The sequence below is a fragment of the Halosegnis longus genome, from assembly GCF_009663395.1.
GTDB lineage: Archaea > Halobacteriota > Halobacteria > Halobacteriales > Haloarculaceae > Halosegnis > Halosegnis longus.
Map to the genome: position 1 here is coordinate 1,714,998 of NZ_QKNW01000001.1, position 13,953 is coordinate 1,728,950.

Annotated in this window: 13 protein-coding genes; all 13 read left to right on the forward strand. The window is 66.9% G+C overall.

The window, feature by feature from the left end; genetic code table 11:
• The first annotated feature begins 41 nt into the window (after nucleotides 1-41).
• The 13 genes from DM818_RS09225 (at nucleotide 42) to DM818_RS09285 (ending at nucleotide 13,920) form a co-directional block, all read left to right on the forward strand.
• Nucleotides 42-1,169, forward strand: a complete 1,128-nt coding sequence (locus DM818_RS09225; protein WP_153952605.1) for an ABC transporter ATP-binding protein — start codon at nucleotides 42-44, stop codon at nucleotides 1,167-1,169.
• A 117-nt stretch (nucleotides 1,170-1,286) separates the two neighbouring features.
• Nucleotides 1,287-2,696: an extracellular solute-binding protein gene (locus tag DM818_RS09230; protein WP_123124326.1), complete on the forward strand. Its 1,410-nt coding sequence runs from the start codon at nucleotides 1,287-1,289 to the stop codon at nucleotides 2,694-2,696.
• Nucleotides 2,697-3,599 carry a carbohydrate ABC transporter permease gene (locus tag DM818_RS09235; protein WP_075937048.1) on the forward strand — a complete coding sequence of 301 codons (903 nt, stop codon included), beginning with the start codon at nucleotides 2,697-2,699 and terminating at the stop codon, nucleotides 3,597-3,599. It begins immediately after the preceding gene.
• Between the two features lies 1 nt (nucleotide 3,600).
• The gene (locus DM818_RS09240) at nucleotides 3,601-4,458 is read left to right on the forward strand and encodes a carbohydrate ABC transporter permease (protein ID WP_233571965.1); all 858 of its coding nucleotides are present in this window, start codon (nucleotides 3,601-3,603) and stop codon (nucleotides 4,456-4,458) included.
• A 349-nt stretch (nucleotides 4,459-4,807) separates the two neighbouring features.
• Nucleotides 4,808-5,161, forward strand: coding sequence for a DUF7310 family coiled-coil domain-containing protein (locus DM818_RS09245; RefSeq protein ID WP_075937047.1), 354 nt, complete (start codon nucleotides 4,808-4,810; stop codon nucleotides 5,159-5,161).
• Complete coding sequence (locus tag DM818_RS09250; protein WP_123124325.1) at nucleotides 5,158-5,592, forward strand: DUF7311 family protein; 435 nt, start codon at nucleotides 5,158-5,160, stop codon at nucleotides 5,590-5,592. The genes DM818_RS09245 and DM818_RS09250 overlap by 4 nt, the downstream gene beginning before the upstream one ends.
• Before the next feature lies 1 nt (nucleotide 5,593).
• Complete coding sequence (locus DM818_RS09255; protein ID WP_153952607.1) at nucleotides 5,594-7,351, forward strand: ATPase, T2SS/T4P/T4SS family; 1,758 nt, start codon at nucleotides 5,594-5,596, stop codon at nucleotides 7,349-7,351.
• The gene (locus DM818_RS09260; RefSeq protein WP_075937044.1) at nucleotides 7,348-9,045 is read left to right on the forward strand and encodes a hypothetical protein; all 1,698 of its coding nucleotides are present in this window, start codon (nucleotides 7,348-7,350) and stop codon (nucleotides 9,043-9,045) included. The genes DM818_RS09255 and DM818_RS09260 overlap by 4 nt, the downstream gene beginning before the upstream one ends.
• 49 nt (nucleotides 9,046-9,094) lie before the next feature.
• On the forward strand, nucleotides 9,095-9,556 hold the full coding sequence (locus tag DM818_RS09265) for a DUF7283 family protein (RefSeq protein WP_075937043.1): 462 nt from the start codon (nucleotides 9,095-9,097) through the stop codon (nucleotides 9,554-9,556).
• Complete coding sequence (locus DM818_RS09270; protein ID WP_079988879.1) at nucleotides 9,537-9,908, forward strand: DUF7285 family protein; 372 nt, start codon at nucleotides 9,537-9,539, stop codon at nucleotides 9,906-9,908. Before DM818_RS09265 ends, DM818_RS09270 begins: the two co-directional genes overlap by 20 nt.
• Nucleotides 9,905-10,744: a DUF7284 family protein gene (locus DM818_RS09275; RefSeq protein WP_123124321.1), complete on the forward strand. Its 840-nt coding sequence runs from the start codon at nucleotides 9,905-9,907 to the stop codon at nucleotides 10,742-10,744. Before DM818_RS09270 ends, DM818_RS09275 begins: the two co-directional genes overlap by 4 nt.
• Complete coding sequence (locus tag DM818_RS09280; RefSeq protein ID WP_153952608.1) at nucleotides 10,732-13,686, forward strand: DUF7286 family protein; 2,955 nt, start codon at nucleotides 10,732-10,734, stop codon at nucleotides 13,684-13,686. Before DM818_RS09275 ends, DM818_RS09280 begins: the two co-directional genes overlap by 13 nt.
• Before the next feature lie 30 nt (nucleotides 13,687-13,716).
• Nucleotides 13,717-13,920 (forward strand): hypothetical protein, encoded by a 204-nt coding sequence (locus DM818_RS09285; protein WP_075937039.1) that lies wholly within the window; start codon nucleotides 13,717-13,719, stop codon nucleotides 13,918-13,920.
• Nucleotides 13,921-13,953 lie beyond the last annotated feature (33 nt).

Genomic DNA, 13,953 nt, shown 5'->3' on the forward strand with positions numbered 1-13,953 from the left:
TCGAACATGACCGTGAGTCAATTAGCGCGGGTGGGTGAGTGATGGCACGCATAGAACTGGAGTCGCTCCAGAAAGAGTTCGGTGAGACCGTTGCGGTAAACGACATCTCACTGTCGGTGCCGGACGGAGAGTTCCTCGTCCTTGTCGGACCGAGCGGCTGTGGAAAGAGTACGCTCTTGCGAACGATCTCCGGACTTGAATCACAGACGTCAGGGGATATCAGTATCGGAGACGAGCGCGTCACGAACGTTGAACCGAAAGACCGCGGCGTCGCGATGGTGTTCCAAGACTACGCGCTGTATCCCCATATGACGGCACGGCGAAACATGACGTTCGGACTGGACTCACACGTCTCGATGAGCGACGACGAAATTGAGCAGGCCGTGCAGGATGTCGGTGAGACGCTGGGCATTGGCGATCTGTTGAATCGGACACCAGATGCACTGTCCGGAGGTGAGAAACAGCGCGTTGCAATGGGGCGAGCGTTACTCCGTGAACCAGACGTGTTCCTGCTTGACGAGCCGTTGTCGAATCTTGACGCGAAGCTCCGTGACCAGATGCGTGCGGAGCTGACGCAGTTACACGAGCGGATCGGTACGACAACCATCTACGTCACCCACGATCAGACGGAGGCGATGACGCTTGGTGACCGTGTCGCAGTGATGAACGACGGTGAGATTGAGCAGGTGGAGTCACCACAAGTACTGTACGACGAGCCAGCAAGCCGGTTCGTTGCTGAGTTCATCGGCTCACCGCAGATGAACTTCTTACCGGTGGATGTTGAGGGTCGGAGCCGCCCAACAGTGGCTACGCTTCAAGGACACCTCACCAGTCCGTTCCCGACCACGAACGATATGCCGTTCACAGCCCCTGAAAACGCAGTACTCGGGGTTCGCCCAGAGGACCTCTATCTTGCACAAGCGGCTGAGAATGACTCCTTCGCTGGTCCGGTCGAGATGACCGTGACGCTTCACGAGACGCTTGGTGATTCAGTAGTACTGCATGGTACAGTAGCGAACGAACGGATTCGCATTCGTACTAGCGAGCGACCGAACGTCACTGCGGGCGACAGTATCCGCGTCGTGGTTGACCCGACCCGACTGCACCTGTTTGATACCGACGGCGAGATAGTTGCCCACGCGGCCGACAAGGTGGCACAGACCGCCTGATAGATGCGGCAATCAGTATATACCCGTCCTGAGGCGTCATAGTGGTAATACACCTATCATCGAAGAAGTATATAAAATATAAACGGTCTAACTGATAGGCTACTCTTCACCGGTGTGATGGACGCACAGCAGTCACGGCGCTCCGTACTGAAAACCACTGGACTGGCGGCAACAGTCGGTCTCGCTGGGATGGCGGGCTGTTCCAGCCTCGGTGGTGGAACCGGCGGTGGCAACGCTGCCCAGCAAATCAACTTCGAGAACCTCGGCAACCGAGAGGCGGGCGAAGACGTTGAACTGGAGTTTTGGATTTCGATCGGCGCTGAAGATCTCGTCCAAGGTATCGTCGACCGATTCAACGAACAGAGCGATTCGATTACCGTCTCGGTCTCGAATCAGGGGAACTACAACGAGGTTTGGAACCAGACGCAACAAGCACAGACCGCCGGGAGTCCACCAGAACTGGTTCACCTCAACGCCGTGAGTACGCTCCCAGCGTGGGCAGAAGATGTCGTGATTCCAGCTGAGGATCTCATCGGTCCAGAGATTGACCGCAGTAACTTCGTCAGCGCAGTCAGCAACTACTACGTTATTGATGATACGCTGCTGGGGCTTCCGTTCGGCGTTTCAACGGTCGCGTGTAGCTACAATCGTTCTGCGTTCGAAGCAGCCGGACTGGCCTCACATCCCGACGATGTCGAACTAACGACGTTCGACGAGTGGCAGGCCGCCGCCGATGCTGTGATGGCCGAGACAGAGATGAGCAGTGGCGTCACGTGGCCACAGCTCGGCTGGTTTTACGAGACGTTCTTCGCGATGCAAGGGCAAAACGTCATCAACAACGAGAACGGCCGGGCGAGTCCTGCGACGGCGTCGTACTTCGATTCCGACGCGGCCCAGCGGATGTACGAGTGGAACAGCAGCATGTACGAGTCGGATCGCTACCAGCTGTCCGCTGACTGGAGCGAGGCCCGACAGGCATTCCTCAATGGACAGGTGGCAGTGCAGATGGACTCATCAGCCGCGCTGGCCGCCCTCTCGGATGGGGCCCAAGAAGCCGGCTTTGAGCACGGTGTCGGAACCGTACCGTCAGCGACGACCGATGGACGAGAGGGACCTATCATCGGTGGCGGCGCACTGTTCGTGCCAACAGGCATCGACGGCGCAGAACTGAAAGCAGCCGCCGAACTCATGCTTTGGCTGTCACAACCCGAACAGCAAGCAGAGTGGCACATGTCGACTGGCTACTACCCGCTGAGCCGAGAGGCGATCTCGATTGCAGAAGAGCAAGGATTCTACGAGGACTCACCCCAGTTCCGTCGTGCGTTCGAGCAGTTCGCAAGCCGGCCGGAGACGCCCGCAACAGCCGGCGCATTCACCTACGACCACGGTGAGATGCGGACCGAAATCGTCAACGGGTTGGACCGACTCTACGGCGGGAGCAGCGTCGAAGATGTCGTGTCATCGACGCAATCGAATGTTGACGACGTGTTGGCGCGGGCAAGTGACGCCGATCCACGTTCTGAGTAGATGGCCGAGCAACACTCTCGACTACAGGTCTTCACGAGCAACTGGCAGGCAGCGGCACTACTCCTGCCCACCCTCGCGCTCATCTCGGTCTTTCTCTACTATCCGTTTCTCGAAACGGTGCAACTGAGCTTCTATCAGCTGCGAGTGCTCGGTAGTGGTGAGTGGGTCGGGCTACAAAACTACGTACAGTTGTTCGAGTCCGGAGCGTACCGAAACAGCTTGATTGTCACTATACTGTTCACTGCAGCCACGGTGACAGCCTCGCTGTTTCTCTCCCTCATCATCTCGTTCCTCATCCATGAGGCCAACCGATTCACGGATCTCTACTTGGTGGCCGCGATTTGGCCATACGCGATGCCGCTGGCTGTTGCCGGTATTGTCCTTGATTTTCTTATCAATCCCCGGATTGGCGTTGTTACGTGGGCGATTGAAGCGTTGACGGGCTTTCAATTTGCGTGGCAGACAAACGGGGCCCTCGCCCTAGTGGCTGTCATTATTGCTGCCGTCTGGCAGGGGCTGGGCTACAGTATCATCTTCATGACAGCCGCATTCAACCAAGTCCCCGACTCAATTACCGATGCAGCCAAGCTGGATGGGATCGGACGGTTCCAGCGGCTGTTTCGCATCTACGTCCCCCTCATTTCGCCTGTGCTCGTGTTTCTGATCGTCATCCAGACGATCGGAGCGTTCTTCGGTGGCTTCGCCCTCATCGATCTGATGACAAGCGGTGGTCCGAGCAACGCCACGAACGTGTTGATGTTCAATCTGTACCAGGACGCCTTCGTGAACCAACGATTCGGCTACGCCTCCGCACAGTCTGTCGTCCTGTTTGGATTCGTTGCCGTGTTGATGTACGTTCAGTTACGTGTCACTGACCGCTACGCGTACTACGGGGGTGCCTGACGTGTCGATCGTCCCAGACACCGTCAACGAGCGGCTGTCGACGACGACCGGTGACAGCCAACTGGCGACGCACGGAGCACTCTGGCTCATCATCTCGGTACTGATTTTGCCAATTGCACTGGCTGCAGTGTACAGTACACAAACGACGAACGCTGTGTACCAAATTACGAACGTCTTCCCGGGGTCTGCACTCGTCGAGAACTACACTACGGTACTGTTTGAGTACAACTTCGGACAGTATATGTGGAACTCGTTCGTGATGGCGACCGTCGTTATCGTCGGGAAACTCGTCTTCTCGCTGCTCGCTGCGACAGCACTGGTGTACTACGACTTCCGGTTTCAGTCGCTCATCTTCTATGCAATTCTGTTTACGCTCCTGATGCCACTCCCTGTCCGAATCGTCCCGCTGTATCAACTAATGGCCGATATCGGCTGGCTCAACTCGTTTGCGGGGCTTACTTCCCCGTTTATCGCCAGTGCGACAGCCGTCTTCTTATTCCGACAGCAGTTCCGCTCAATCCCTGCATCGGTCGTTGAGACAGCCAAGCTGGACGGAATTGGCCCGATCCAATTTCTGGCAAACGTTCTCATCCCGATGTCGAAGGGGATGATCGCTGGCGTCACGGCAATCATGTTTATCTCGACGTGGAACGCGTACCTGTGGCCACTTGTCGCGATTATCGACCGCACGAATCAAGTCGCTCAGGTCGGCCTTCGGTACATCCAGGGGACCGGTGCAGAGGGCTTCGTCCAGTGGAACCTCGTCATGGCCGCTGGCATTCTCGTGTTAATTCCGCCCCTCATCGTGCTCCTCGTCGCTCGCCGATATCTCCTCTCTACGCTGGGTGGTGGTGAGTAACGACGAGGAGCCGATTTAGTTCGTCCTCCCGGACTCGGTTCAGTTGGGCTGGCTGGTCACGTACTTAGATAGCGCTTCCCTCGTCGAAGAGTGGCAAACCGGTGCACTCCCCGTCATCGGAAGTGTCTGCATCGGTGTTATTCTGATCATCATTGATCGATCCGTGAGTGGGTGGTGGGGGAGTAAGCGGTTTCGTCCTCGGCTTCCTTGCGTTCGCGTATCTCCTCTACGGTCGCTAACCGGTCCGCTGTGATGTATCCGGGGAGACTCCTCTGCTGAGAACGGTCCACCCTGACGAGATGGTCTGTGTCTCCTCAGACTCAAATACCAACGCGCGGCCACCGACGGCGTGAACGCTGACACGTTCGATGAACGACTCGCCGCCGTCGAACGCACGCTCACCGACTCCGAGACGGCTCCCGGTTCACTCGCCGAGGAAGCCGACCTCCAACAGCGGCTCGCGACCGTCGAGGCGCGAATCGACGCGCTCGAAACGCGGCTGGCTGACGTTGAGGGCGAGGTGACCGCCGTCCGCGCACACGTCGACGATGCCCGGCGGGTGGACCGAGAGACCGAACGGGTCGCCGAGCGTGCACTCGCACTCGCTCGCGAGCAGCCGACCGAGCCTGCGCCGCCGACATCCACCCGGACCACCTCTCCGGTATCACGACTGGTCGCTCGGCTCCGAGCGCTCGTGTCGTGATTGTTCGACTCGCGGTAGCCGTTCTGCTCGCTGGCGCGCTCCTCGGTGTCGGGCTTCCAGCCGCCGAGACCGCCCGCACCGAGCGAGCCGCTACCCTCACACAGAACGAACTCATCGAGTTTCGCGAGACGACGGCGAGATTCCGGACGCACAACGACGCCACCCGACCGGAACGACCGGGCGCGGTGCGAATCCACAGGCTCCGGGTGCCGGCGGGAACGACCATCCGGCTCGGGGTCGGTCCACACAACGAGTCGCTCCGGTGGAAACACGACGCGCGCCGGGGGCGCGTCGAGACCGACCTGCCCTTCGCTCGCTCGGTCCGACTCACCGCGGGGAGCCATCGCCTCCGACTCGGGCTGGTCCGCGTGGACGGGAAGGTGCGGATTCGGCTCCGGACGTTCAAGTCGGATGCCGGGACCACCGGCTGATATGTTCGATTTCGGCGACGATTCGGACTGCGACTGCGTGGCGCAGTTCGTGGACGACACGCTCCGGCTCGACGCGAGCGACTGCCCCGACGACGGCGACCTCGCCACCGAGTCCAACTGTCGGGCGACGGCTATCGGTGCGCTCCGCGACCGCGACGCCGACCTCGTGGTCGTTCGCTCGGCCGGGCTCGACCGCCGGTACGAGGCCGCGACGCCGTTGCTCGTCGCCGCCGGCCGGTTCGCTGCCCGCGCCGACTTCCACGACGAGCCACTCGCGGACCGCGCGCTCGCGGACCCCCTCGACGCTGCACGGCTCGCCGCCGGTCGGGCCGGCCCGGTCGCTACTATCGCCGCCGAGACCGGCCTCGTCGAGTGTGCGACCGCGACCGAGGGGTACGAGACGCTGTTCCGGCCGCAGGTCGCACCGATACTCGCGACCGAGCGCGTCGTCGAACGCCCGCCGCCGGAAGCCACGCTTCGTGACCGGTACGAACTCGACACCGGCGCGACGGTCAGACTGTACGACGCCCCGGACGCGGACCTGCCGATGTATCATCTCACGCCGGTCGAACTCACGCTCGACGGAGCCGCGACGGCGACGCTCGAAACCGCCAGCCAGCGACTCGTGACCGACGCACTCGAAGGCCAGCGGGCCGCCGGCCGCGCCGTCAGAGCCGTGGCGAGCGACGACCAACCCGTCGAGACGCTCGCCGCTGTCCTGGACAAACACACCCGCGGGTTTGGCGTGCTCGCTGACGTCTTCGCCGACCCGGCCGTCACCGACGTGTTCGCGTCCGCACCGGTCGGCGAAACCCCGGTCAGACTCGAACACGAGGGCCGAGCCGTCCGGTCGAACGTCGTGTTCACTCCACAGACCGCCGACGCGCTCGCCTCGCAGTTTCGTCGCGAGAGCGGGCGGGCGTTCTCGCGCGCGAGTCCGACGCTCGACGCCGCCGTCACCGTCGCCGGGCGCTCCGTCCGCGTCGCGGGCGTCACCGACCCCGTGAGCGACGGGACCGGCTTCACCTTTCGTGCCGACAGTCGCGACCGGTTCCGACTCGCGGACCTCGTCGCGAACGACACCCTCACACCGGCGGTGGCTGGCCTGCTCTCCGTCGCCGTCGAGCGGAGTGCGTCCATCCTCGTCGCCGGCGGGCGCGGCGTCGGGAAGACGACCTTGCTCGGCGCACTGCTCGGTGAACTCGACGCCGGCACCCGAACCGTCGTCGTCGAGGACACCCCCGAACTCCCGGTGGATTCGCTGCGCGAGGCCGGCCACGACTGTCAGCGGCTGCACGTCGAGCGCGACGGTTCGGGGATGGGACCGACCGAGGCGCTCCGAACCGCGCTCCGACTCGGCGAGGGCGCAATCGCCGTCGGCGAGGTTCGCGGCGACGAAGCGGTCGCGCTCTACGAGGCGATGCGCGTCGGCGCGGACGGCACGACGCTCGGGACGATTCACGGGGAGGACCCGGAGACGGTGCGCGAGCGCGTCACCACGGACCTCGGGGTGGCTCCGACCGCCTTCGCCGACACCGACCTCGTGGTGACCCTCGAACGAACTGACGGCCGTCGCGTCGCGGACGTGTCGGAGGTGGTCGGTCGCGACGACCCCGCCTTCGCCCCGCTGTTTTCTCCCGGGGAAACGGGTCGCATCGACCGCGGTAACAGTGCCGTCGTCGCGTCCCTCGCCCGGCCGGCCGAGACCTACAGCGACGTGCGCGAGGCAATCGACGGCCGCGCGGCGACGTTCCGATGAGTCGCCCGATGATCCTGTGGTTGGCGAGACGCTCTCCCCGAGTGCTCGACCGCAACCCGGACGCCGACCTGTCGGCCGCGCTCGACCTGCTCGGCATCGGAGTCGATGCCAAGACGTGGCGTCGAGCCGGCGACGGAGCGGCGCTCGTTCTGGTCGCCCTCGGTGTCGCGGTAACGCTGCTCATGCCACCGGGTGTGCGCCCGCTCGCGCTCGCCGCGACGCTCGCGCTCGCCGCGGCAGTTGTCGAGGCGACCACCCGCCTCCCCCCGATGGCTGCGACTGTCGTCAGACGGCGAGCGTTCGGCGGCGCGCCGTGGCTGGTGTGTCGTGCCGCGATGCGACTCCGCGTGACGCCGACGCTGGAGGTCGCTGTTGCGGTCGCCGCGACGAATCCGACGACGACGCTCGACCGCGCGCTCGCGGCCTCGGTCCGTCGCGGCCGGGCGACCGGAACCGCCGGCGTCGACGACTTTCTCGGACGGTGGGGTTCGTTCCCGCCGCTCCGGCGGGGGATTCGCCTCCTCGCCGACGCGACCCGGACGGACACCGACGACCGACCAGCGGCTATCGACCGGGCGCTCGACGCCGTCCTCGATGGGGTGCGCGAGCAGGCGGCCGAAGACGCCGCCGCCCTCCGGGGGCCGGTCACCGCCGTCTACGCCTTCGGCGTCCTCCTGCCGCTGGCGTTCGTCGCTGGACTCCCGGCCGCCGGGGTCGCGGGCCTCCCCGTCTCGCTTCCTGCCGTGGTCGTCGTCTACGATGTCGTGCTCCCGGCCGGACTGCTCGCAGCCGGCGGGTGGCTCACGACGAAGCGACCGGTCACCTTCCCGTCGACGCGGATTCCGACTACCCATCCCGCTGTTCCCGACCGACCGTGGCGCGCACTCGGGGCCGGAGTCGCTGCCGCCGCCGGTGCCGCCGTCGTTACCTCCCTCCTGCTTCCGAGTTGGACTCCACCACTGGCTGTCGTCGGCGTCGGACTCGGGACGGCTCTCGCCGTCTACTACCGACCGTACCGACAGCTCCGGGCGGAGACAGCCACGCTCGATGCCGGGCTTCCGGACGTGCTGTACGGCGTCGGCCGTCGGGTGCGCGACGGTGCGCCGGTCGAGCGGGCCATCGACGCGGCGGCGGAGACGCTCGACTCGCCGGCAAGTGAGGCTTTCGCGCGGGCGAACCGGCAGGGAGCGGCCCTCGGTGTCGGCATCGAGACGGCGCTGTGTGGGGAGCGAACGCCCCTCGCGACGATACCGAGCCGTCGGGTCGCGGATGTCGCTCGGCTGTTCGTCGCTGCGGCCCGAACCGGCCAGCCGGCCGGCCCGTCGCTCGTCGCGGCCGGTGAACACCTCGCCGCGCTCGCCCGTGTCGAAGCGGAGACTCGGCGGTCGATTCGCCACGCTACGGGGACGATGGGGAACACGGCGGCGCTGTTCGGTCCACTCGTCGGTGGCGTGACGGTCGCGCTCGCCGGCCGGGTCGGTGGTTCACAGCTCGGTGAGACGATTCCGCAGGCCGGACTCGCAGTCGCGGTCGGCGTCTACGTGCTTCTACTCGCGGTCGTCCTGACCGGTCTCGCGACCGGGCTGGAACGCGGCTTCGACCGCTCCGTCGTCGGCTATCGCGTCGGGCTCGCACTCGTGGCCGCGACGGCGACGTACCTGACTGCGGCCGTCGCCGGCGGGCTGCTCGTTTGACCTCCTCCCGGTGTCGAGGTTTATATCAGAAGCCGGGGCCACGCGCCGTATGTTCGACACGGCTGAGGGATGGTACAGTTGGGTCGGCGTCTCGTTCGCTGCGGCGGGACTGTTGGCCGTCGCGCTCGCGCTCCCGACCGCGCCGCCGCCGGATGCGCGGGCGGCCGCGACCGTCGTCGACGGTGTCGCGGACAGCGACTACGCCGGCCGGACGACCGTCGATATCGACGCGGCGCGGCTCCGGCTCACGACCCGCGGGCTGTCGCTCGCGGCCGACCGTGGGCGCTCGCACGCGCGGTTCGACGCCGGGCCAATCGTTCCCGTGCACGGCGGACCACTGCGGGCCGTACTCGATGGTGCCGACCCGCGGCGCGCGTTCGATGGTCCCGGTCGCTTCGCCGCAGCGGTCGAGCAGGCGCGTGCTCGCACTCCGGCGTGGCGACCCGCTCCCGAGTCGCTTTCGGCACGACAGCTAACGTGGGGTGAGACGCGTGTCACGCTCGTCGGATAGGGGGCAGACCGACCCGCTCGCAGCGCTCGTCGCCGTCGCGGCCGTCGGACTCGCGCTCTCGGCGTACGGGGGGCTGCTCGGTGACGTGCTCGCTCCGGCGACCCCCTCGCCAGCGCCGCCGCTCGATTCGGTGACCGACGACCTCGCCCCGGCCGGTGTCGCCGACCCGCAACGGCTCGCTGGTCTCTCGGTGGGCGAGACGACCCACGTCTCGCTCGCGGTTCGCGGCCGCTCGTGGAGCGTCGGGCCGACGCCACCGGAAGAGGGTGTGCGCCACGCCCGCCGGCGACTTCCGATTCGGCGGGCGAACGGCACCGTCGACGCGGGCCGAATCCGGGTGACCGTCTGGTGAGCCGCGGACTCTCCACGACGGCCGACGTGCTCGTCTGTCTCGTGCTCGTCTCCGCGGCCGCGACGACGCTCGCGCTCCCGACCACACCGGCGCAGCCGCCGGATGCCGACGCCGCCGCGACGGTCGTGGAGCGCACGACGACCGATATCGAGTACCGACTCGTCGCCCCCGCCGGCGAGCACGCTCCGAAGTCGATGCGTGACCGGCGAGCGAGCGGTCGGCTCTCGTCGCTTCTCGCCCGCAGCGCCGTCCGGAACGCGACCGTCGACGGTCGCCAACTGACGCACACGAGCGACGAGTTCGAGCGGCGGGTCGCTGCCGCGGTCGTGAACGCCACCGCCCCGCGGACGCAGGTGGTGGCTCGCTGGCGGCCGTTCCCCGGGGCAGCTATCGGTGGAACGGCCGCCGCTGGCCCGGTCCCGCCCGCCGACGCGACCGTCGCCAGCCAGACCCGGAGGGTCGCGACTGCCGGGGAGCCGCGGCGGCAGGCGAGCCGTGCGGCCGAGGACTTCGGCTACGCCGGTGTCGCGGCCGTCGCAGCGTCACGGACGACCGAACGGCTGTGGCCCCCTACGGGGATGCAGAACGCACTCGCGGCGGACTATCCGACCGACCGGCTCGCAGTCGCGCGGTACGAAGCCGCCGGTCGCCACCTCGGCGTGTCAGTCGAGGATGCGGTCGCGGCGCAGAACGCGACGGCGGCGAATAGCCGACTGCGCGAGACACTCCAACGGCGCTACGAAACGCAGCTCAGAGAGCGGTTCGACTCCCCGCAGGCGGCCGCTCGGGCACTCCAGCCCGGCGTGACGCTGGTCGTTCGGCGGTGGTCGGCGTGAACGAGCGCGCCCGCGTACCGTTCGCACTGCTCGGGGTCGTCCTCCTCGTCGGGAGTGCGAGCATCACGGCCGGACTCGGTGCGGTGACACCGACGCGCGAGCCGGCAACCGAGGCAGCCGTCGAGCAGAGCCGCACCTCGCTCGGTGGGGTCGTCCACGACGCGACTCGGGCGGCAGCGAGGGATGCAGCGGCGTCGCCAGTCGTCGCGCCGGCGAACACGACACTCGGTCGGACGCTCGCGTCGACGGGCACCCCGTTCCGGGCCGCGCTCGAACTCCGGACGTATCTCGCGGTCCGCGACCGACTCTCGGCGACGACAGAACGCGGGCTCACCGTCGAGCCGTCGCTGCCGCCGCTGCAGGACTCGACGGATATCGCCGCCGCGCTCGCACGGACGACGGTCGAGCCGGTGGGAGCGAACGCGACGGCCGTTCGAACGACCGTCGCGAACGTCACGCTCACGGCGACGCGCGACGGTCGCGTCGTCGATACGTACCGGGTCTCGCCGACCGTGACCGTCCAGACACCGGTGTTCGCCCTCCACGAACGGACGGCGAGCTACCAGCAGCGACTCGACAGCGGTGCGACCGAGCCGGGACTGGCGCGCCGTGCGACCGCGCGCCTGTACGGGGTGGCGTGGGCGCGCGGACTCACCCAGTACGGCGGCGGGCCAATCGCCAACGTCGTCTCGAATCAACACGTCGCCGTAGCGACGAACCACGCGCTTCTCGCCCAGCAGCGGGCGACGTTCGGCGCGGCCGACGACACCGGTCGCCGTGCGGTCCGGGTCGCCGCCGCTCGCGCCGCAGGAACCGACCTGCTGGCCGCGACCGGACAGTCCGGCCAGCAGATACAACAGCTCCTCGCGGGCGTCGACGCCGCGACACCGGGGTCGACGCTCGACCCGGTGACAGCGGCGAATCCATCGACGACGCCGGAGTCCACGCTGAACGTCGCCGTCGGCGAACAGGCGACGACGGCGTTCGACCGGTTCGCCGCGGCCGACCTCGAGACCGCGCTCGCTGCACCGTACCGTGCGACGGTCGAACGCCGACGTGTCGTCACCGACAGAGCGACGACGACCACCGGGCACGCACGCCCTACCGGGGCAAACTGGACGCTGGTCGGGACCGAACAGACGCACGAAACAACGGTAACGAGTGTGGAACCGACCGCCGGCTCCCCCACGCAGCCGTGGCACAGCCTCGCCACGACTGCCCGCCGTGTCACCGAGACGACGCGGACGGAGCGCCGGTGGCGACGCAATCACACGGCGCGCACTACGGTGGAGACGACGACGGAGACGCGCCGCGTCTCGATACGGCTCGTCGCTCGCCACGACGGCGGGAACGCGCCGTCTGCTCCGATACGTTCCGTCCACGAGCGCGGTGGCGCACTCGACGGCCCGAACCTCGCAGCTATCGAAGGCCGGGCGAGGACACAGCTACTCGGTGACGAAGGAACAGTCGACGCGCTCGCGCGCCGGACCAGAAGCGACGACACCACCCAGACGACGGTTCGGGGCGAACGACCTTCCGAACTGCGCGACTGGGTGTACCGCGACATCGTCCGGCTGCGCGAACAGGTGGCGAACGTCTCGGTCGCGGTCGAGCGGGGCGCACTCGGCACGTATCAGGTGAACCCGAGTGGCGAACTCGCGGCGGAGCTCCGAGCGCGGCGCGCGCAGCTGGTGGACGCTCCCGACGCGTACGACGGCGTCGCGGACCGCGCACGCGTCGCTGCACGCGGTGCGTATCTCGATGCGGTCATCGCACAACTGGAACGCCGGGCCGACGACCGCAACGGCGTGAAAGAGCGGTTTGCCGACCTGCTCGCGGCACGCGGACTGCGTCTCGACCGCCTGCGCTCGATGATGACGGCGCGCTCGCAGGTCACGACGCCGACGAGCCGTTCGATTTCGGGCGTCGGTGGTCCCTACTCGCTTGACGTGGACGGAGCCCCGGCGTACCTCACGCTCGCGTCGGTGAACCGGACGCAGACCGACTCGCTGCGCGAGGGGAGCGTCCGCCCGCTCGCCGCGCGCAACACGAACATCTTCACCGTGCCGTACGGCGATGCCGCTGACGGACTCGTCGGGAAGCTATTCGACGGCGACCGGGTCAGGCTCCGGTCTGCAGCGCGTGCGCTCGCGGCCGGCGAGGAACTCGCGACTCACGACACGCTCGAAGCCGACGTTGAGGCCGCAGTGACCAGACGCCGGCGCGGGATGCGCCGCGTGCTCCGGCGGGCCGGCGTGGGTGACTCCCGTAGCGAGCGTCGCCGAATCGTCGCAACCGGACTCGGAGCGTGGCAGACGGTCGCCGAGCGCGCGCTCGCCGTCACCGAAAACCGTGGTCCCGACGCCGTCGCTGCCGTAGCAGTTCGGCGCTCCCCCGGCTCCTTCGACGGGCCCGCCGACCGCGACGACCTGCGACGGTCGCTCCGGGCCGCAGCCACTGATGGTCGTGGCGTCCCCGAGTCGTCCGTGACGCCACACGTCGAGCGCGCGAGGCAAGTGGTCGGGAAACTGGCGAAACAGAGTGTCGGGCGCGCGGCGAATCAGACGACGACTGCCGTCCGCGAGCGACTGGAGTCGAAAACGGGCAAGCTAGCGGCTGTGCCGAGTGGACTCCCCGTGACGCCGCTTCCCTCGCAGTGGTACGCGACGATGAACGTCTGGGACATCTCGGTTCGAGGCGGCTACGACCGATTCAGCGTCAGCGTCCCCGACGGCGGGCCGGGACGCCGGCTCACCTACGTCCGTGACGGTCGCGCCGTCGGTATCGACTGGAACGGCGACGGAGAGCCAGCGCGTGCGGGTACGGCCACGGCGGTCACGTTCGCCTACCGGACGGCCGTCGTGGTCGTCGTCCCGCCCGGTGGACAGGGCGTCGGCGACGTGGACGGCAACGCGGACGAGCGCTCTGCGGGATGGCGATAGCGTCATAGCCTCGGGCTGGCTAGTCGACATGTGCTCGACGAGACTGCCGACTGGTATCTGCTCGCCGGCGTGGTGTGCGCGCTGCTCTCGCTGCTCGCCGTCCCGATAGCCGGGCTGGGAGCCGTCTACTGTGGCTACCGGATTCACGGCGACCGCCACCCGGTGTACAGCTACGCGCTGGCCGGCGTCGGCGCGTTCTCGCTGGCCGGCTGGGCCGCGTACCTGCTGTCGTGACCGAACTCGAAGGCATTTAGCCGTCGGTCGCGA

Excerpts from the sequence above, each read along its gene's own strand:
- DM818_RS09225 (WP_153952605.1), top strand. The coding sequence starts at position 42 with ATGGCACGCATAGAACTGGAGTCGCTCCAGAAAGAGTTCGGTGAGACC.
- DM818_RS09265 (WP_075937043.1), top strand. The coding sequence starts at position 9,095 with ATGTTCGACACGGCTGAGGGATGGTACAGTTGGGTCGGCGTCTCGTTC.
- DM818_RS09230 (WP_123124326.1), top strand. The coding sequence starts at position 1,287 with ATGGACGCACAGCAGTCACGGCGCTCCGTACTGAAAACCACTGGACTG.
- DM818_RS09235 (WP_075937048.1), top strand. The coding sequence starts at position 2,697 with ATGGCCGAGCAACACTCTCGACTACAGGTCTTCACGAGCAACTGGCAG.
- DM818_RS09260 (WP_075937044.1), top strand. The coding sequence starts at position 7,348 with ATGAGTCGCCCGATGATCCTGTGGTTGGCGAGACGCTCTCCCCGAGTG.
- DM818_RS09255 (WP_153952607.1), top strand. The coding sequence starts at position 5,594 with ATGTTCGATTTCGGCGACGATTCGGACTGCGACTGCGTGGCGCAGTTC.